Below are 18,662 nucleotides of genomic sequence, written 5' to 3' on the forward strand. Positions count from 1 at the left end.
TGCTGCCCCAACCATCTAATTCGGGCTGGTTAGCGAACCACCGGCATGACCGGATTGCTCACGTCCCACGTGGAGCCTTCCCGCTTTAACACGGTTTCAGTGGCCACCGCCTTGTTGCCGTTGTCCTCGGCTGCTCCCCACACGACGGTTCGCCCGTCCTTCATGTGCAAGACGAAGTTGTAGGGCCCATCGGCGGCGATGTGATCCACCTGCTCAGCGACGTGCGGGGGCAACGCGGCGACCACCTCGACGGCGTGGGTAAAGGTCTCCTGGTCGTCCTTGGCCGCGATGCGCACGGCAGTCGGCGGCGGGGTGCCATCAGTAAATGTTTGACCGCGTTCGTCGATTAGCACCGCCTCACCAGAGCGATCCGCCCACGCGACAACGCGCTTCTCCTCCACCTCGACCACCAGCGTCGACGGCAGCGAGCGCTTCGTCGTCGCGGACTGGATACGTGGGAGGGAGGCTACTCCGGCGGCGGCGTGGGCGGCATCGATGCGCAGCAGGTTCTGCCCCTCTTGGATGCCTGTGGCCTCGACGATCACCGGGGTTTCTACCTGCTGGTTTCCCCGCACCTCAATGGAGCGAATGGCAAAAAGTGGCGTCGCCAGCAACACCGCAGCGAGCAGAGCTACAACGAGCACGACACCCAGCACGCCCAACAGAATGCGCAGCCGCGAGCGCTTGCGCGAAGCTCGCCCCTTCCCTGCTGGCGAAGACCCTGCACCCGGAGTCTGCGAATCGTTGGTTGCAGCAGGAATCGAGCTCATAAAACGTAGGCTCCTAGCTCACGCGGGCGGGGGTTAACGCCTAGATGCTACACCGCCAGCCGGAGCGCTCTGAGAATCTCGCGCGTGACGACGCTTCTTAAACACCCCATAGATCCACTGCGCCAGCAGGAACGCGACCAGAGAAATTCCAAAGAGCGGGGCAACGAGGGAGTACACCACTATCGCCACCACAATGATCACCTGAGCGGAACGAGGAATCTTGGTCCACTTTGCCGGCCGGGGAGCTCGCGAGCGCATGAACCACATCAGGTAACCGTGAACGATAACCACCATGATTCCCACCGTGGCCAAGGCAAGCAGCAGCTGGTTGGGCCATCCAAACAGGATTCCCATGTGGGCATTAATTAGCCACTCTGCCAGCTTCGCAGGGAATGGCCACTCGCTGAAGCTGACCGAATCCACCACGTGGGCATGCCCGTTGTGCATGGCGATGGCCAAAGAGTCCTTACCCATCCGGAATTCCTGTCGCGCCTCTTGGACCAGCCAAACCGTCTGCTCGGATGCGGGAGGTCGAATTTCGAGGCGGCCAGTGAGCCCCTCGGCACGTGCGAGATCGATGGCGGCCTGCCCGTCATGGCCGTCGACCGGGAAGGGGCCGGTGGCGCTGCTGGACACTCCCGAGGGATTAGGCGCAATCCAGTCCAGCTTCTTGCGAAGGTTCGCCACGTTGGAGCCGGCGACGCGCGACCAGGTCAATCCCGTGGCGGTGAAGAACAGCATGACCAGGGTGAGCCACAAACCGAGCTGCGTGTGCAGCTTACGACGTCGCGCGCGCAGAGAAAGTGCAGAAGCCGTAGATGCGTTGCGCCCACGGCGATCTCGAGTGCGCTGCCACCAGAGGAAGATGCCAACGAGGGTCAGTGCACCGAGCCAGGATGCGGCCAGCTCGGAGTACCAGCGGCCGGCCGGGCCGAGCCATAGACGCTTGTGCCCCTCCGAGATCCAGGATCGCAGAGGCAGGGCCGCTGCGGAGCCGTACTGGACGCTGGAGCCCTGGACGTGGGCGTCGACCGGATCAACGAACACTACGCGGGTGTAGCTGGAAGAGATCAAGGAATCATCCTTGAACAGCACGCGGGTTGCCAGCCCAGGCTTCTCTTCCACTTGGACTTTGGCCACCGGCAGGTCTGGGTAGACGGTATGCGCCGCCTTGACCTGGTCCTCAACAGGCAGGGCGGTGGAGTCGGGGTGCTCGGGGGTGTGGATCAGATCGTGGTAAACGATCTTTTCGGCGGTCGGTGCGGCAGCGTAACCGATGCCGGTGATGCATGCGATGAGGATCAGCGGAGCAACAATCACGCCGCCAAGGGCATGCAGTCGGTGCAAGAGCACCCGTGGTTCTGAAAATGACATGCCTTATCAGTCGGCCACGATGATTTTTCAGTTCCTTGAAATTCGATAGCAATTGGCAGTGAATCCCTGGGAATGTTCGCACCCCAGGGACGCGTCTATCCCTGCCGCAGGCGCTCGAGCACCTCAGGTGCCAGCATCGTGACCGTCCCCGCGCCCATGGTGAGCACAACGTCGCCAGGTCGGACCAGCGAGGCGATGGTCTCCGGGGCAGCGGAGAAGTCCGGCTCGTAGCGAATCTCGGTGTTGCCCTGATCCATGTGCTCGATGATGATGCGGGAGCTCACGCCCTCGACGGGTTCCTCCCGGGCCCCAAAGATGTCCAAGACCACCACCGCATCTGCCAAGGACAAGGCCTGACCAAACTCCCGCGCGAAGGTCATCGTGCGCGAGTAAAGATGCGGCTGGAAGCAAGCCACGACCCGAGCTCCCTTACCCTCTGCCTCGACCTTTTCGCGCGCAGCGGTCAGCACCGCCGTGACCTCGGTGGGGTGGTGGGCGTAGTCGTCGTACACCCGGGCGCCGCTAAAACGTCCCTCCTCCACCGCTCCGTGGTACTCAAAACGCCGACGTACTCCCCCAAATCCCGCCAATCCCTCGGCGAGCTCAGCGAGGGATCCACCGGTCAGCCTGCCCGCGAGCAGAGCTGCCGCTGAGTTCAGTGCCATGTGAGTGCCCGGGATCTGCAGTGTGTACCTCACCGTGGTCGGCTCATCACCAGGAACGTTCACGTCCACGACCAGCTCGGTTCCGGCTGGGCCGATCTCTCCCTGGCGAACAACCGCCGCTGCCGGGACCGTGGGATGTGCCTTGACGGCCGCTTCGGTTCCGTAACCCAGCACGCTGATCCCACGCTGGACGCTGCGCTCGCCCAGTTCTGCAGCAGCGGTGTCGTCCAGACAGACGATGAGGTGGCCGCCAGGTTGGAGACGATCGGCAAAGTCATCGAAAACCTGGAAGTAAGCCTCCTCCGTACGGAAGAAGTCCAGGTGATCAGGTTCCACGTTGGTCACTACCGCCACGTTGGGCTTGTAGCGCAGCAGCGAGGCATCCGACTCGTCTGCCTCTGCCACAAACGCCGCCCCGGTTCCGTGGTGGGCGTTGGTCCCAGCCTTGTTGAGCTGGCCGCCGATAGCGAAGGACGGGTCCAACCCCGCGTGCTGCATCGCCGTCACCGTCATGGAGGTGGTCGAGGTCTTGCCGTGCGTGCCGGCCAGCAGCACCTGGGTGTATCCCTCCATCAACTCTCCCAGCAGGTCCGATCGTCGAATCACCGGGATTCCTAGGGCGGCGGCCTCGAGTAGCTCCGGGTTGTCCTTGGGGATTGCCGCGAAGGAGGTGACCACCACGGTGGGTTGCTCGCCCGTCAAGTGCAGGTTCTCTGCCTTGTGGCCAACAGCAACCACAGCTCCGGAGACTTCCAAGGCGCGCACGGGACGGGAGTCCTTGACGTCCGAACCAGATACAACGCTGCCGCGGCTCAGCAGAATGCGGGCAAGCCCGGACATTCCCGCTCCGCCAATGCCGATGAGGTGAACCCGGGACAGATCGATTGCAGAAGTAGTGCTCATAGGTGTGCTGACGCGTCCTTAATGTAGGTCGGTGGCGGCGATGGAGTTAGCGACGAAGATCGGTGACGATGCGCTCGGCAATGCGCTCGGCAGCATCTCCAGCGGGCGACGAAGCCAAGGCATCTTTCATGGCGGCCAGTCCTCCCTCGGCACTCTGCAGGGAGTGGATCTGGGCGACCAGGCGTTGGCCGCTTAGATCCGCGTCGTCGATCTGAACTGCGCCGCCGGCGCGCACAACGGGCTGAGAGTTGCGCCCCTGCTCGCCATTGCCATGGGGCAGCGGGATATAGATCGCCGGAACCCCGCATGCGGTGACCTCGGCTACGGTCATGGCACCCGAGCGGCACACCACGAGATCGGCAACGGCCAATGCTGCCTCCATGTCGTCGATGTACGGCACTGCGCGATAATGCTCCAGGGCAGAGGGCTCTGCGTTCTTGCGACCGTAGGCATGCAGGATTTGCCAGCCGTCGTTGATGAGGTCCTGCGCTGCCTCCGCCACGGCAGCATTGATGCTCGCCGCACCTTGGGAGCCACCGGTAACCAGAATCGTAGGACGCTGGGGATCCAGGCCCCACTGCGTCAACGCGCGCTGCCGCGCCGTGCCGTCCTTATCGGCCCCCAGGCTCGGGCGCACGGGAATGCCCACGACGTCGCCGGCCATGCCGGATCCCTCGACGGCATTCAGCCCCACGCCACCCAGGCGAACGCCAAGCTTGTTGGCCATACCTGCCAGAGCGTTAGTCTCCAGCACATAGAACGGGATGCCCGCAGCCTTCGCTGCCAGGTATGCCGAGGCGGACACATAACCACCCGTGCCGAATACGGCATCTGCCCCCGTTTGCTTGATCACGCGACGCGACTGCTGAACTGAGCGCACGAGCTTGCCCGGCACAGCCAACAGCTTCCAGGGCTTCTTGCGCGGAATGGGCACGGGATCGATCAGGTGAAGCTGAACCCCGCGCGCCGGGATGATCGTGGTCTCCAGCCCCTTGGTGGTACCCAGGGCTTCCACCTGGACTCCATGGCGCGAAGCCAAAGCTTCGCCCACCGCGAGGGCGGGTTCGATGTGTCCGGCGGTGCCGCCACCGGCGAGCAGGACAGTCAAAGGGGAAGTTGCCATGAGTACTTAGCGCCTCCTGTAAAAAGTGTCCGGGCTACCCGGTTCTGACGGTCGGATCCGCTGGGAGGAACGAGTGTGACCAGAGCGACGGCTGGGTCGCTGGCCCACAATTCCTGATCCTGTAGATGATACGTCCTCTCCCCCAGGCCGCAGGGAGGACGAACGTCGTGCAGTCACGGGCACGGCTCGCGGTTTCGCGTTCCCGCCTAGTCCGCGCCCGCGTTCGCCCTTGGCTCCCCCATCTTCGTTGGGCTCGCCGATGAAGAACAGTCGGTCAAACATCGGGCGGCCGTAGCTCTGCATCGCCGAGACTGCCTCTGGCTCGTGGCGCGCCACTGAGGCGAGCAGACCCATCGAGCCGATGGTGATCACCGCAGAGGTACCACCAGCGGAGATCATCGGCAGCTGGATACCAGTCACCGGCAAAGCGCCTACCACGTAACCGATGTTGACAAACGCCTGGGACACCACGCCCATCGTGAGTGCCGCGGCCATCAGTCCCTGGAACTGGTTGCTCGCCCGCACCGCGGTGCGCAGGCCAAAAAAGCCGAGCAATGCGAACAGGATGATCACCAGCGCTCCGCCCCACAGGCCGAGCTCCTCGCCGATGACGGCGAAGACAAAGTCGTTCTTGGCCTCGGGAAGGTAGAACCACTTTGCGCGGGACTGTCCCAGCCCCACGCCGCCTAGGGAACCGTCGGCAAGCGAGAGATACCCCTGATACGTCTGAAACGCCTCGTTCTGGGTGTTCTCGAAGTTGCCGGTCAGCGCGTCAAAGTAGGTGTGGAAGCGCTGCGAGCGGAATCCCCCGCTGAGGAAGAGGCCGATCATTCCCAGCAGCGCGACGACGGCGAAGGAAGCCACGATGCCCCACTTGATGCCGGCGAAAATCAGGGTGAACGCAACGACGGCGGCAAACGAGAGCGCCATTCCCACGTCGCCCTGAGCGATGATCAGCAGGAAGAACGCGCCCGCGACCAGCACGTACTGAACGAACGGGCTCTTGATGGTGGTCAGGTCATGGCGATGACCAGCGAGGTGGTTAGCACCCCACACTGCGATGGCTACCTTGGCGATCTCACTCGGCTGCAGCTGCACCGGTCCGATCGGGATCCAGGATTGGGAACCCACCTCCTCGCGACCGGTACCGATTCCCGGAATGAGCACCGCAATCAGAAGAATCAGCGTGAGGCCCAACAGCCAAGGCGCCAGCGAACGCACAACCCGCATGGGCACCTTGAGCGCCACCCAGAACAGCATCAGGCCGATAGCGACCATGAGGCATTGGCGCAGAGCGGTCGACCACACTGTCGCCCCCTCGGCCACCGACCACGTCATGGAGGTGGAAAACGCCATGACCACACCGATGCCGGTGAGAAACAGCACGAGGATGCGGATCATCAGGTAATCCAGGCCCGGCAAACTGAGGAGCGTGTCCTGCGCCGAGCCAACGACCTGGCTCATCCTCGACGGCTTTTCTGAACGCGGCGGGTGGGTGGTGCTCATGATGAATCAGGCTCCTTGCCCGGGTAAGTCCGTAATGCGATTGTCCTCGCACATTTGCGCGGCACGCGCGAACACGTCTCCCCGCTGGGCCATGCCCGTGTACATGTCGAGGCTGGCTGCAGCAGGTGCGAGCAGAACGGTGGAGGCTTCGCTTATCGACGCCGCCTCGCATGCCAGATGCATCGCCCGCAGCGGATCGGTGGAAGTCACATGTGTGACTCGCACGTGCGGCGCATGGGTGCGCAGGGCCTCGACGATCTCTGCCCCGTCGACTCCGATCACGGAGGCGGAACGCATCCGGTGCCCGTGGTTTTTCACCACGTCCTCGATGCTCGCCCCCTTGAGCTGACCACCTGCGATCCAGGCGACCCCGTCGTTCGGATCGATGGCTGCCAGAGCCGCCTCGGCCGCGTGCGGGTTGGTGGCCTTTGAGTTATCGATCCACGTCTGCTGGCCACGAGCAACGATTGCCCCACGGTGTCCGGCAACACTGAAATCTGCCAACGCCTGCGCGATGGTCTCGGGGCTGACCCCCTGAGAGCGCGCGGCTGCTGTCGCGGCCAAAGCATCATAGATGCCAGCAGGACCGGCTGGCTCAATTCCCTGTGTGGGGGCGATCTCGACCGGTTCGCCGCCCGTGGCATCGACGATCTTTCCGTCGACCACGCCGACCTGTCCCGCGGCAGGCGCGTTCATGGTGAATCCCACCAGGTTGTCCTGGGTGGCCAAGGCGCGCACGTGCGAGTCATCCACACCGGCAATCGGATGATCGGCGTTAAGCACGCGGGCCTTGGCCTGGCCATAGGCCTCAAAGGAGCCGTGCCAGTCCAGGTGATCTTCGGCCACATTCAGCAACACGCCTGCTGAGGGGTGTAGCTGGCACGACCAATGCAGCTGGAAACTGGAGAGCTCGGCGACCAGGACGTCAATACGCTCCGTGCTGGTCAGCGCATCACAGACCGCGGTGCCGATGTTGCCCACGGCCTGGGCCGTGTGGCCAGTCTTGCGACCGTGTGCCTGCATGATCTCCGCCAACATTGCGGTAGTGGTGGTTTTGCCGTTGGTTCCGGTCACCGCCAACCAGGTGCGCTTGGGTCCGCAAAGCTGCGCTTGATCCACGCGCCAGGCGAGCTCGACGTCACCGATGATCTCGATGCCCGCATCGCTAGCCAACCCGAACAGGGCGGAATCGGGACGCCATCCTGGAGAAGTCACGATGAGGTCCGGCCAGCCAGCTGCCACCAATCCGGCAGCCTTGTTCACTGATGCGGTGTCCACACCGGTTTCGGCGGCGACAGCGCTCAGGGTGGCCTCGTTGTCGTCGACAAGCGTGACCTCAACACCGAGTTTGCGCAGTAGACGAGCGACGGAGGCACCAGAGACCCCGGCACCGGTTACCAGGACCTGGGAGTAGCCCAGCGAGGTTTCAAACTCAGTCATTTATCCCACTCCTAGGGCGTCAGCGACGCTGAGCCATTCGGCATAGAAGACAGAAACACCAACGATGGCGCCCATCAGGGCGATGAGCCAGAAGCGAATGACCACGGTGGTCTCCGGCCAGCCACCGTTTTCAAAGTGGTGGTGGAACGGCGCCATGCGGAACACGCGCTTACCGGTGGTTTTGAACGACGCCACCTGGATGACGACGGAGGCCGCCTCGATGACGAACAATCCACCGACGATGACCATGAGCAGCTCCGTACGGGTGGTCACCGAGAGGCCGGCAACCAGGCCGCCGAGCGCCAGAGAACCGGTATCTCCCATAAAGATTTTGGCCGGGGAGGCGTTCCACCAGAGGAAGCCGAGGCATGCTCCCAGGCCCGCGGCGGCTAGCACCGCCAGGTCCAGGGGGTCGCGCACGGCGTAGCAGCCCGGCTCGATCTCGTTGGCGCAGGCGTTACGGAACTGCCAGAAGGTAATCAGACCGTAGGCCCCCATGGTCAGCGCTGTGGAACCGGCGGCGAGGCCATCCAGGCCATCGGTGAGATTGACGGCGTTGGACCAGGCGGCGATCAGCAGGTAGATGAACACCAAAAAGATGATCGTGCCGATGATCGCCCCGCCCACAGCGAGATTGATGGTGTTCAGGTCACGGATAAACGAGAGCTGCCGGGAGCCCGGGGTCAGCCCCTGCTCATCCGGGAACTGCAGGATGAGCAGGCCGAAGGCAACGGCGATGAGCAGCTGACAGATCAGCTTGGCCTTCTTGTTCAGCCCCAGGTTTCGGCCCATGTAGAGCTTGATGAAGTCATCGGCAAACCCGGTCGCGCCCAACGCGAGAGTAAGCCCCAGCACGAGCCATCCCGACGCGCTAAAACCAGCACCCCCGGTGGCCATGGCGTAGAAGCCGGAGACGAGGTAGGCGATGGTGATGCCGGCCAGGATGGCAATACCGCCCATGGTGGGGGTGCCGCGCTTGCGCAGATGCGACCTTGGTCCGTCCTCGCGGATCTCCTGTCCAAGTCCCTCTGCCGAAAAGTACCTAATGAGCAAGGGGGTGAAGAAGATCGAGACGAGGAACGCTACGGTTCCTGCGATGATGATCTGAGTCACTTGAGCTTCGTATCCTGTCCGTCAACCGTGATTGGTGGTGTACTAACCGTAATCCGCATGGCACTAGGCCGTGTGATCAGCCTCCGGCGAGTCCGTTAGCGCCTGGGCAACCCGCCACAACCGCGCCGAGTTCGAGGCCTTGACCAGGACTACATCTGAACCATCCGGAAGGTCGGCAGGCCGCTGGCGCACGATCTCGTTCACCGCCTCTGCCGCCTGGGCTGCATCGGGGGCGCGGTAGACCACTACTCCCCTGGCTTCGGCAGCATCGGCCGTGGCGCTGATCAGTTCATCCCCGCCGACGGCGACGGCGTGAGTGACGTTGAATCGCGCCAGCTCCTCGCCGAGATCCCGGTGGGCCTGGATCCCGTCGTTGCCGAGCTCACCCATCGGGCCGAGCACCGCGATCGCCCGGGAGCCCGGGTTAGCGGAGGCGGTGTAAGCCAGGGCCGCCACCGCAGCCCGCATAGATTCGGGGTTGGCGTTGTAGGAATCGTTGATCACGGTGAGTCCGTCCGCACGGGTGCGCACATCCATCCGGTGCTCGCTCGCCGCGCGGTGGGTGGACAGGCAGCGGGCCACGTCGTTAGCGGACATGCCAGACTCGATGCCTGCCGCGGCAGCCGCCAGGGCATTAGAAACTTGGTGCTGGCCAAATACGCCGAGCTGTACAGGCACGGGGTCAAAACCGGGGCCATGCAATGTGAACGAGGCGCGCGCTACGTTGTCCAGCTCGATGTCCGTGGCGTAGTAATCAGCCTGGCGCATCGGCGGGGTGGCAGCCGAGTAGTAGACCACCTTGGCGTCGGTGCGCTTGTCCATGGCAGCGACAAACACGTCGTCCGCGTTAAGGATGGCAATGCCGCCTTCTGTGGCCGCAGGCAGCGCCTCGACGAGCTCGCCTTTGGCCTGGGCAATGTTCTCCCGCGAACCGAATTCACCCAGATGCGCGGAGCCGACATTGAGCACCACGCCTATCCGCGGGCGCGCGATCGAGGCCAAGTGCGCGATGTGGCCGACTCCGCGCGCGGACATCTCGGCTACCAGATACTCGGTGGTGTCATCGCAGCGCAGCACGGTATACGGATGGCCGATCTCGTTGTTGAACGACCCCGGTGGGGCAACAGTCGGGCCGTCGCAGCTAAGCACCGCGTTGAGCAGGTCCTTTGTAGACGTCTTGCCGGCTGAGCCGGTCACACCCACGATGGTCAATTTTCCCGCCTCGGTAAGCCTGCGAGAAATCTCCGTGGCCAGGGCCGTCAGGGCATCGACCACGGCGGCAAAAACATCAGCATCAGCTGAACTCTTCGGTTGAACCAGAATGGAAGGGGCCTCCACCTCGCGCGCGGCGAGGACGGCGACGGCGCCCTTTTCGCAGGCCGCCTGCGCAAAGCGGTGCCCATCGACCCGTTCGCCAGGCAACGCCACAAACAGGCCGCCCTTGGTCACCTTGCGGGAATCAAACTCCACAAATCCGGTTACGGTGGCCTCGGGCTGCGCACCTGCCTGCAGAGTTCCTCCGACGACCTCCGCGATCTCTGCGAGTGTCATGCTGATCATGGCGTTACCTACGTTTCTGTCTTTCGCGACTATTCGTTGGTGCTTGTGGCGGATTCGCTGCGGTTGAGCAGAGCCCTACGTACCTCTACGCGGTCATCGAACTCTAGGACCTTGTCTCCCACGATCTGGCCCACCTCATGCCCTTTACCTACCACGATGACGGCGTCACCGGGCTGTGCCCACTCGACGACCTTGTCGATGGCCTCTCGGCGCGAACCAATGTTGAGGATCTCGGCGTCAGTCCCGGCCTCGCGGGCTCCGGCGACCACTGCGTCGCGAATGAGGTCGGGATCTTCGGTTCGGGGGTTGTCGTCGGTGACCACGACGAAGTCGGCACCGCGGGCAGCCTCGGCGCCCATCAGGGGCCGCTTGGAGGAATCTCGGTCGCCTCCGCTTCCCACGACGACGCCAATGCGCCCGTCGACCTGGGAGTGCAGGGTAGCCAATACGGCAGCTACCGCGGCTGGCTTGTGGGCATAGTCGACGACTGCGAGGAAGTCCTGGCCTTCGTCGATACGCTCCATGCGTCCGGGAACGCGCACCTGGGAGATGCCGCGGGCGGCGGCGTGAACGTCGACGCCTACTTGAGCGGCCAACGCCAGGGCCAGCGTTGCATTGGCGACGTTGAAGTCACCCGGCAGCGGAAGCTCGAACTCGAGGCGCTCAGAATTGATCGCCACAGCAATGCGCTGTGCGCCGGTGGCCTCCTGCTCCAGCGCCACCCCTGTGACGTCAGCGTCCGCGTCTGCTCCCGTAGCCACGGTTACGGCCTCACCGGCTCGCTGCGCCATGCGCTTGCCCCAGTCGTCGTCAATGCATACGACAGCCCGGCGAGCGCGCAGCGGAGAATCGGGGGCAAAAAAGGCGGCCTTCGCCTCGAAGTAGTCCTCCATTGTCGGATGGAAGTCCAGGTGGTCCTGGGAGAGGTTGGTAAAGCCTGCGACGTCGAAACGCGCCCCCTGCACACGGCCCAGCTCAAGCGCGTGAGACGAGACCTCCATGACTACGTGCGACACGCCTTGGTCTGCCATAGTCCGGAAAAGTTCCTGCAGCTTGGGGGCCTCGGGAGTGGTCAACGAGGTGGGGACCGCCTGACCATTGATGCGCGTTCCGGTCGTACCGATGATGGCCACTGTGTGCCCCGCCTCGCGCAGAGCCTCCTCAAGCAGGTACGTGGTGGTGGTCTTGCCGGACGTGCCCGTGACGCCGAGCAGCGTGAACTCCTCGGACGGGTGGCCGTAAATCTCGGCGGCGATTAATCCAAGCACGCGGCGGACGTCCTCGACGACCAGCACGGGGCGGCGCTCGTCGGTAGTCTCCAGGATTCCTGCGCCCTCCTCATCCGTGAGGATTGCCGATGCCGGGCAGTCGAAGGCGAACCGGGCGCCGTGCACGCGCGTTCCGGGCAGCGCGGCGAAAAGGCCGCCGGCCTGCAGGGCGGAGGAATCCAGACTGACCGAGGTGATGTCCAGCGACTCTGCCACCGAGCCGGCGCGAATGGTGCGCGCGCCTGCGATCTCCGCGAGACGCGAGAGGGTGACCGGAGTGTGGGTGCTCATTGAGGAATGTCTCCTTAGAAGTTCCCTAGCAAGAATTTTTCGGGTTCAATTTTATTGCTGAAGTACCAGAGTCGTTGGAGGCGGCGAGGTCGGGACGTTGTCGCGATCCAGCAGCCAGCTGGCGATGTCCTTGAACAGCGGCGCGGCAGACTGGCCTCCGCCTCCGCCGGCCTCCACGCCTCGCTCCGGGTCGTCGAGCATGATGGCCACCGCGAAGCGAGGATCATCAGCCGGGGCAATGCCGGCGAAGGTAATCCAGTAGTCGCTCATGGAGTACGCGCCCGTGTTCGGGTCGACCTTCTGCGCGGTACCGGTCTTGCCGCTGGCCTGGTAGCCCTCGGGGGACTGTCCAGGTGCGGTACCACTCTGCGAGCCACCGGCCGGATCCTTCTGCAGCGTTGCGCGGAACATGTCCGTCACTGTGCGCGCAGCCTCCGGGCTGATCACCTGCGTGTGCTCGGGCTCCGGTAGATCGCGGACGTTGCCGTCCGCGTCGGTGATCTGGTGAATGATGCGCGGCTCGATGCGCTCTCCACCGTTGGCGATCGCCTGGTACACGCTGGCCATCTGCAGCGTCGTCCAGCTCATACCCTGACCAATCGGGAGGTTGGCAAAGGTACCGCCACCCCAATCCTGCAGGTCCATGAGCAGTCCAGGCGATTCCGCCGGCAGCTCCACGCCAGTGGACTGCCCGATTCCAAACCTCTTCAGGTAGTCGGCGTACTTCTCCTCCCCCAGCCGCTGGGCGAGCATCAGCGTGCCCACGTTGGAGGACTTGCCGAAGATGCCGGTCGTGGTGAAGTTCGTACCACTGTGCTGCCACGCGTCGTTGACCGTTACTCCGGCCATGTTGATGGACCCGGGGACGTAGTGGACCTCGTCCGGCGTGGTCAACCCCTCGTTGATGGTGGCGGCTGCGGTAATGATCTTGGCAACAGAGCCCGGTTCGTAGGGGAAGCTTATCGACGAGTTTTCAAACCGCTTACCGTTCTTCAGCTGCTCGTCGATGTTCTTATTCGGGTTAATCGTGTCCGTGTTGGCCATGGCGAGAACCTCACCGGTCTGCACGTCCAACACAACGGCCTCCGCGTGCTTGGCTCCGGAGTTGTGCTTCGCCTGCTCGATTTGCTGCTGCACGTAGGTCTGCAGGTCCAGATCGATCGTGAGCGTGGCATCTGCGCCATCAATGGCCGGAACGACGTCCCGCAAGGTACCCGGAATTACCTGGCCGGTGGTGGCGACGTCCTCCGTGGAGCGCCCGTTTTGGCCCGCCAGGAAATCGTCGCCACTAGCCTCAAATCCGAACTGGCCCTCTCCATCCACGGAGACCTTGCCCAGAATATTCTCGCCGATGGCTCCGTTGGGGTACTGGCGAATGTCCTGGTGATCCGCGGCGACACCATGGAAACGCTGGGCGATCTCCGATGCCACGTCCGGGTCAACGTTGCGCACGAGCACCTCGTACGTGGAATCCGCCCGCAGCTTCTTCTCCAGGTCCGAGGACTTCACCTTCTCGGAGTTCTCGACGGCACCACTGATCATCTTGGGGATCTCGTTGGCCATCTCCTTCAGCTTCTCGTCCATACGACGAGTTGCTTCCTCGCGGATCTGGTCCTGGGTCATGCTTGCAGCCTTGCCCTCGGTAACCAAATCCAGCTCACCCTGCTGAGTTAGCTCTTTGCGCAGAACGTTTGGTGAGACTGTCAGGGACCGCGCCTGCATGGTGTACGCCAGCTCGCGGCCCTGGTGATCAACGATGGACCCGCGACGAGCGGGCTCCACGTAGACCCGAGCGCGCTGCTCTTCGGCCTGCGCCGACAACGCTGGCCCCCAGGCCAGCTGGACCCACGCCAAGCGAGCGATGAGCAATGTGGCGATTGCAAAGAGGATTAGGCCAATGAGGTGGACGCGTTCACGCATGATGGTTCGCTGCGTGGGACGCTTCCCTGCGGCATTGAACGCCGCGGCGTGCTCTCGGCTAGGTGGAGTAAAGGGCGCCTCGCGACGAGTGTGGCCGCGTCGGTTATTCGAGCCTCGGTTACTCACTGCCCGTTTACCACCTGTCTACCTGCGTAATGTGTGTTCATCGCCCCCGTTGTTGACCGCTATTCGCCTAAACGGAGCGAATCCCGCTCTTAGCGGCTATACGGTGCAACCGCCGGCACGTCGGCCGCTGGGAGCTGCTCGCCCTGCGGTACAGCCTCGAGATTGTTCGGGAGGTTCTTCATATCCTTCGGATCACTCGAAGCAGTACCCGGGCGTACCTTTTCGCCGTTGAGGTCGATGATAGGAGTCGTGGCGGCATCTGCCGGACGGCTCTCCGAGACGTCGCCGTTTTCTGCCACGTTGAGTACACCGGGCTTGTCCGGAATGGCCATGCCCATCTCCTGTGCCCGACGAGCGATCTCCGCCGAGGACGACTCGTTCTGCAGATCGCGATTGAGCGTCTCCAGCTGGTTACTGAGCTGGGACTCCTGCGCGGTCAGCTGGGAAATCGCAAACGTCTGCTGGGTGGACAAACCGCTGAGCCACATCGCCAGAACGATGCCTCCCACCAGGAACGACAGGCTTACAGTGGCCACCTTGAACAGCGGACCGACCGCCTTGACCTCGCGAACGCGACGTCCACGCACAGAGACGACCTGACGTGACCCCAGTCGACGGCCTCGAATCGGCTGAACCTGCCTGGTGGGCTGGGACGGGTATGCCCGACGCGGAGTCTCAACCGGAGCGCCGGTAGAGCGCGTGGCGGTAGAAAAGTCCTGACTCACCCCACGCGAGCGCGGCGCCGAGACCTGAGTGGTGCGGCGTGAACGGGTAACGGTGGTAGCCATATCGCTTATCCTTCCGACCTTGCCAGTCGCTCTAGGGCTCGAACGCGTACGGACGCTGCTCGAGGATTGATGTCTATTTCTTGCTGGTCAGCCTTCTCGGCCCCTCGCGTCACCGTGGTGAACTTCGCTGAAGTACCGGGCAAGTCCATGGGCAGTCCCGCCGGGGTTTTCGACGTGCTCAGCTCCGTAAAGACCTTCTTGACCAGCTTGTCTTCCAGCGACTGGTAGCTCATATACACCGCGCGGCCTCCCACACGGAGCCGGTCAGTGACCGCCCAGAGGCTCTTTTCGACGCTCTCCAGCTCGGAATTCACTTCCACCCGCAACGCCTGGAAGGTCCGCTTTGCAGGGTGGCCGCCGGTTCGGCGGGTGGCGGCGGGGATCACAGCGTAGAGCAGCTCGACCAAGCGCGCGGAGGTCGAGAATGATTCCTTTTCGCGCTCCTTAATCACAGCCGAAGCGATCTTGCCGGCGAAGCGCTCGTCCCCATAGGTCTTGAGGACCCGCGCCAGATCCCCATGCGAATAGGTATTCAGGATGTCAGCGGCGGTGATCCCACTACTAGGGTCCATCCGCATATCCAGAGGAGCGTCCGTGCGGTAAGCAAAGCCGCGCTCTTCCTCATCGAGCTGCATGGAGGAAACACCGAGGTCGTACAGGGCACCGGCGATGCCATGCTCTCGTGCGAGGTCGAAGATAGTGCCTTCGTTCTCGTCAATGGCAAAAGAGAGATCGTCGAAACGCGTGTGTACCCCTACGAACCTTTCGCCGAACGGAGCGAGGCGCTCACGTGCGGCGGCCAACGACTTCTGGTCGCGGTCCAGCCCGATGAGGTGCAGATTGCCAAAAGTACGCAGCAGATGTTCGGAGTGGCCGCCCGCACCAAGCGTGCCGTCGATGAGGACGGCGGTGTCTCCGGCAGCTTCAATCGCTGGGGCCAACAGCTCAGTGACCCGGTCTCGCATGACAGGAACGTGGCCATGGTTGGAGGCAAGCAGTGCCTTTTCTGCGTCTGCTTGGTTCATGATTCGCGTCCCCCTCCCGTGCCGCGTCCTGGATTGTTGGGGTGCGCATAGGGCCCTGTCCGGGGCGGGATCTGATGTCGGGGAAGTACACCAGAGCATCCGCCCCGGGCAGAGTCCGTACACGCACTCCGCTGTACTGCCGGGTTTTAGAGCAACCCGGCAAGAATGTCGTTATCGTCCGCCGCGGAGAACGCGGCTTCGGTCTGTTGCTGATATTCAGCCCAGGATTCGGCATCCCAAATTTCGAGAAAGTCCACCGAACCAATGACCACACACTCTTTGCTCAACCCCGCGTATTCACGGTGAGAAGCAGAGAGGGTGATGCGCCCATTGCCATCCGGTCGCTGCTCATCGGCGCTGGCCGCAAGGTTGCGGATGAACGCACGAGCTTCCGGACTGGTGCGGGAGACGGCGGCGGCCTTGCGGGCTCGCGCGGCGAACTCCTCCCTGGGGTACACGGCCAGCGAATGGTCCTGTCCCTTGGTGATCATCAGTCCACCAGCCAGTTCCTCACGAAACTTCGCCGGCAACGTCAGACGCCCCTTGTCGTCGAGCTTTGGAGTGTAGGTACCGAGAAACATCCCGGGCCCTCCCCTCCGTAACCCCTCAGACTGTGCTGTCACGCATCGTGTTGTGCACGGTCAGTGCACGATGATTCTGTTCTCTGTGACTCGCGCGGGCCACGAAGATTCGCTCCCTTGCTTGCCACTGCGCCCCACTTTAACCCACTACGCCCCACATGCACCACCCCAAACACGGCCTGAAAAGTTTTCGCCCCCTAAACCGCAGGTCATAGCCCCTATTTTCAGTGGGGCGTCATCCCGGAGAATTCTGACATTATGTCACTATATTCACTTGAATCACTCTAGAAACTTATAAAAGTCTTTCCCCTCCTGCAGCTCACACCCCAGCCGATATCTTCTCCCACACGCGACCTGGAAATATGGTGGGCTAAGTTCTGCACATCACCCCTTCAGCCCGCCAAGAACCCTCGAGTGGGGCAAAGTGGGAGACCGAGGTGGGGCAAAGTGGGTCAAACGCTCTAGAGCAACCAGAGACAAACAAAAAGCCCCGCACCACAAGGTGCGGGGCAAGATGCGGGCAGCGGAAACACGTCAGGCGCCGTCAAAGCGGCGGCGGAAGTTCTCCTCCATCCGCGCGCCAATCCCGGAGTCCTTGCTCTGATTCGGGTGCTTGCTTCCCCCGGCCGCAATTCGGACATCGGCATGTTCCTGCGTACGGGATGAGCGCAACGCCCACACTCCGGCAGCGAACATCACCAGGAAACCAAGAACACTGAGCGCAATGAACCACAGACTGGATTGAGCCAGGGCGACTCCCCCAATAAGCAGGAGCAAACCCACCACCCCAATAGCTACCGCCTTGAGGCCTACCCCAGCACCGCCCGAGCCGACCGATGACACCGACGAGCCAAACTTCGGATCGTCAGCCATGAGAGACTGCTCAATCTCCCTCAGGGCCCGTTGCTCTTGCTCAGATAGCGCCACGCGATCCTCCCGCATTCCTTGAAACAGGCCTCTTGCCGGGCCAGTTAGCATACGTCGATTCCTACATAAGATGTAACGGTGATCTTAGCTGCTTTGTTCCCGGGCTTATGAGAGTTTCCTTTCCAACTAGGCAGCAAGGAGCTCATCATCTCCCAACAGCGTAGAATCATAGAAGGCACGGGCTAGGTCAATGAGCTCTCGCACACGGCCAGGATCCGGGTCCGGTTCAATGCCGCTGAGAACCCGAGAGCGTAGACGGGAATAACCGCTCAGCTCTACGGCCCACCTTTGTGCATCACCACCCATCAGCTGCAAGCGGGCCCAAGCACTAGTCGGCAATCGCTTCCGCCGCTTTATCGCAGGATCTGCACTTGTTCTCGCACCCGCAGTACGCAGGGCGGCTTGATACGCATTCTCCAGGGCCAGCCCCCACTCCCCCGCTTCAGCGCACCTTTCTGCCTGGTCCAGCAGAAGAGATGCTGACGATAGAAAGCGAGCGGACTTAGCCTCGGTTGCAGTGGTGGTAGCCGAGATGATGTCTCCCATGAGATTCTCCTAGCGCAATTTTTGGTTCATGAAGTAATGCCCAAAAGATAGAAGAGACACTGGACATCCGTTCGAAAACAGTTCGAACATGCGTTCTACCGACGGAGATTGTGGTTCTATTGACCTGTGCCGAATTCCCTCATGCACCTAAGACCTGACGAGTTTTTGCTCTTGACTCCTGAGCTGGTGAAGATCCACCTGGCCGCGATGGATTACCCACCTGGAATTTTTGACTCCCGGCTTCGAGCGTGGCGCTCCGATCGACTTAAGCCTGGATTTCACGCGGTCGTCGCGACGCACGACTCCGAGGTCCTTGGCGTCGCCTATGGATTTCTCGGTGACCCCGCCTACTGGTGGGATCGGCAGCTTCGACATGCCCTCCGTGGATTGCCCTCAGCATCACAGCCGAAGATTGACCTGAACGAGGGATACTTCGAAGTCGCAGAAATCCACGTTCACCCCGATTATCAGGGAGCAGGAATCGGGCGCCGCCTCATCACTGCGCTACTCGACGGCGCCCCTGCTCACCTAGCGCTCCTGTCCACGCCAGAGGTTGCCGGGGAGCACAACGCCGCCTTTGGGTTGTACCGCTCTTTGGGCTTTTTCGACGTCCTCCGACACCACTATTACGAATCGGATCCTCGAGCCTTCGCCATACTCGGGGCTTGGCTGCCGCTTGCCTCGTCGTCCGGCTTGTAAAGTGTGAATCCGATGCGCGAGTTGCTTCGCGCCTTGC

At 62.6% G+C, this 18,662-nt stretch carries 16 protein-coding genes; 1 reads left to right on the forward strand and 15 read right to left on the reverse strand.

The features are described from left to right. Window positions 1-29: 29 nt before the first annotated feature. The 15 genes from FHE74_RS03325 to FHE74_RS03395 form a co-directional block, all read right to left on the reverse strand. The gene (locus tag FHE74_RS03325) at window positions 30-770 is read right to left on the reverse strand and encodes a cell division protein FtsQ/DivIB (protein WP_139465071.1); all 741 of its coding nucleotides are present in this window, start codon (window positions 768-770) and stop codon (window positions 30-32) included. Window positions 771-803: 33 nt separating this feature from the next. Next, the gene (locus FHE74_RS03330; RefSeq protein WP_139465072.1) at window positions 804-2,144 is read right to left on the reverse strand and encodes a PepSY-associated TM helix domain-containing protein; all 1,341 of its coding nucleotides are present in this window, start codon (window positions 2,142-2,144) and stop codon (window positions 804-806) included. Between the two features lie 95 nt (window positions 2,145-2,239). Further along, complete coding sequence (murC, locus tag FHE74_RS03335) at window positions 2,240-3,712, reverse strand: UDP-N-acetylmuramate--L-alanine ligase (protein ID WP_139465073.1); 1,473 nt, start codon at window positions 3,710-3,712, stop codon at window positions 2,240-2,242. A gap of 46 nt (window positions 3,713-3,758) precedes the next feature. Next, window positions 3,759-4,835: an undecaprenyldiphospho-muramoylpentapeptide beta-N-acetylglucosaminyltransferase gene (gene murG, locus FHE74_RS03340; protein WP_139465074.1), complete on the reverse strand. Its 1,077-nt coding sequence runs from the start codon at window positions 4,833-4,835 to the stop codon at window positions 3,759-3,761. A gap of 6 nt (window positions 4,836-4,841) precedes the next feature. Beyond that, entirely contained in the window at window positions 4,842-6,341 is a 1,500-nt protein-coding gene (locus FHE74_RS03345; RefSeq protein WP_139465075.1) for an FtsW/RodA/SpoVE family cell cycle protein, read from the reverse strand. A gap of 6 nt (window positions 6,342-6,347) precedes the next feature. Then, the gene (murD, locus tag FHE74_RS03350; RefSeq protein ID WP_139465076.1) at window positions 6,348-7,781 is read right to left on the reverse strand and encodes a UDP-N-acetylmuramoyl-L-alanine--D-glutamate ligase; all 1,434 of its coding nucleotides are present in this window, start codon (window positions 7,779-7,781) and stop codon (window positions 6,348-6,350) included. Beyond that, window positions 7,782-8,894, reverse strand: a complete 1,113-nt coding sequence (gene mraY, locus FHE74_RS03355; protein ID WP_139465077.1) for a phospho-N-acetylmuramoyl-pentapeptide-transferase — start codon at window positions 8,892-8,894, stop codon at window positions 7,782-7,784. Between the two features lie 63 nt (window positions 8,895-8,957). Continuing rightward, window positions 8,958-10,454, reverse strand: a complete 1,497-nt coding sequence (locus tag FHE74_RS03360; protein ID WP_139465078.1) for a UDP-N-acetylmuramoyl-tripeptide--D-alanyl-D-alanine ligase — start codon at window positions 10,452-10,454, stop codon at window positions 8,958-8,960. Window positions 10,455-10,483: 29 nt separating this feature from the next. Next, the gene (locus FHE74_RS03365; RefSeq protein ID WP_139465079.1) at window positions 10,484-12,013 is read right to left on the reverse strand and encodes a UDP-N-acetylmuramoyl-L-alanyl-D-glutamate--2,6-diaminopimelate ligase; all 1,530 of its coding nucleotides are present in this window, start codon (window positions 12,011-12,013) and stop codon (window positions 10,484-10,486) included. Window positions 12,014-12,064: 51 nt separating this feature from the next. Continuing rightward, window positions 12,065-13,933 (reverse strand): peptidoglycan D,D-transpeptidase FtsI family protein, encoded by a 1,869-nt coding sequence (locus FHE74_RS03370; protein ID WP_139465145.1) that lies wholly within the window; start codon window positions 13,931-13,933, stop codon window positions 12,065-12,067. 215 nt (window positions 13,934-14,148) lie between these two features. Further along, the gene (gene ftsL, locus FHE74_RS03375; protein WP_139465080.1) at window positions 14,149-14,847 is read right to left on the reverse strand and encodes a cell division protein FtsL; all 699 of its coding nucleotides are present in this window, start codon (window positions 14,845-14,847) and stop codon (window positions 14,149-14,151) included. Between the two features lie 5 nt (window positions 14,848-14,852). Next, entirely contained in the window at window positions 14,853-15,872 is a 1,020-nt protein-coding gene (gene rsmH, locus FHE74_RS03380) for a 16S rRNA (cytosine(1402)-N(4))-methyltransferase RsmH (RefSeq protein WP_139465081.1), read from the reverse strand. Window positions 15,873-16,018: 146 nt separating this feature from the next. Beyond that, complete coding sequence (mraZ, locus tag FHE74_RS03385) at window positions 16,019-16,453, reverse strand: division/cell wall cluster transcriptional repressor MraZ (RefSeq protein ID WP_139465082.1); 435 nt, start codon at window positions 16,451-16,453, stop codon at window positions 16,019-16,021. A 534-nt stretch (window positions 16,454-16,987) separates the two neighbouring features. Then, window positions 16,988-17,380 (reverse strand): DUF3040 domain-containing protein, encoded by a 393-nt coding sequence (locus tag FHE74_RS03390; RefSeq protein WP_139465146.1) that lies wholly within the window; start codon window positions 17,378-17,380, stop codon window positions 16,988-16,990. 126 nt (window positions 17,381-17,506) lie between these two features. Then, window positions 17,507-17,926, reverse strand: a complete 420-nt coding sequence (locus FHE74_RS03395) for an SAV_6107 family HEPN domain-containing protein (RefSeq protein WP_139465083.1) — start codon at window positions 17,924-17,926, stop codon at window positions 17,507-17,509. A 141-nt stretch (window positions 17,927-18,067) separates the two neighbouring features. On the opposite strand from FHE74_RS03395, the gene FHE74_RS03400 reads away from it, so the two are divergent. After that, complete coding sequence (locus FHE74_RS03400) at window positions 18,068-18,625, forward strand: GNAT family N-acetyltransferase (protein WP_139465084.1); 558 nt, start codon at window positions 18,068-18,070, stop codon at window positions 18,623-18,625. The last annotated feature ends 37 nt before the right edge of the window (window positions 18,626-18,662 follow it).

This window comes from Corynebacterium tapiri (assembly GCF_006334925.1).
In the GTDB taxonomy this organism is placed as follows: Bacteria; Actinomycetota; Actinomycetes; order Mycobacteriales; family Mycobacteriaceae; genus Corynebacterium; species Corynebacterium tapiri.

Bases quoted from the DNA above. Each gene is read 5' to 3' on its own strand.
- FHE74_RS03400 (WP_139465084.1), top strand. From the start codon at position 18,068: ATGCACCTAAGACCTGACGAGTTTTTGCTCTTGACTCCTGAGCTGGTG.
- FHE74_RS03365 (WP_139465079.1), bottom strand. From the start codon at position 12,013: ATGAGCACCCACACTCCGGTCACCCTCTCGCGTCTCGCGGAGATCGCA.
- FHE74_RS03345 (WP_139465075.1), bottom strand. From the start codon at position 6,341: ATGAGCACCACCCACCCGCCGCGTTCAGAAAAGCCGTCGAGGATGAGC.
- FHE74_RS03360 (WP_139465078.1), bottom strand. From the start codon at position 10,454: ATGATCAGCATGACACTCGCAGAGATCGCGGAGGTCGTCGGAGGAACT.
- murC (WP_139465073.1), bottom strand. From the start codon at position 3,712: ATGAGCACTACTTCTGCAATCGATCTGTCCCGGGTTCACCTCATCGGC.
- murG (WP_139465074.1), bottom strand. From the start codon at position 4,835: ATGGCAACTTCCCCTTTGACTGTCCTGCTCGCCGGTGGCGGCACCGCC.
- ftsL (WP_139465080.1), bottom strand. From the start codon at position 14,847: ATGGCTACCACCGTTACCCGTTCACGCCGCACCACTCAGGTCTCGGCG.
- mraZ (WP_139465082.1), bottom strand. From the start codon at position 16,453: ATGTTTCTCGGTACCTACACTCCAAAGCTCGACGACAAGGGGCGTCTG.
- FHE74_RS03395 (WP_139465083.1), bottom strand. From the start codon at position 17,926: ATGGGAGACATCATCTCGGCTACCACCACTGCAACCGAGGCTAAGTCC.
- murD (WP_139465076.1), bottom strand. From the start codon at position 7,781: ATGACTGAGTTTGAAACCTCGCTGGGCTACTCCCAGGTCCTGGTAACC.
- rsmH (WP_139465081.1), bottom strand. From the start codon at position 15,872: ATGAACCAAGCAGACGCAGAAAAGGCACTGCTTGCCTCCAACCATGGC.
- FHE74_RS03370 (WP_139465145.1), bottom strand. From the start codon at position 13,933: ATGCGTGAACGCGTCCACCTCATTGGCCTAATCCTCTTTGCAATCGCC.
- FHE74_RS03325 (WP_139465071.1), bottom strand. From the start codon at position 770: ATGAGCTCGATTCCTGCTGCAACCAACGATTCGCAGACTCCGGGTGCA.
- FHE74_RS03330 (WP_139465072.1), bottom strand. From the start codon at position 2,144: ATGTCATTTTCAGAACCACGGGTGCTCTTGCACCGACTGCATGCCCTT.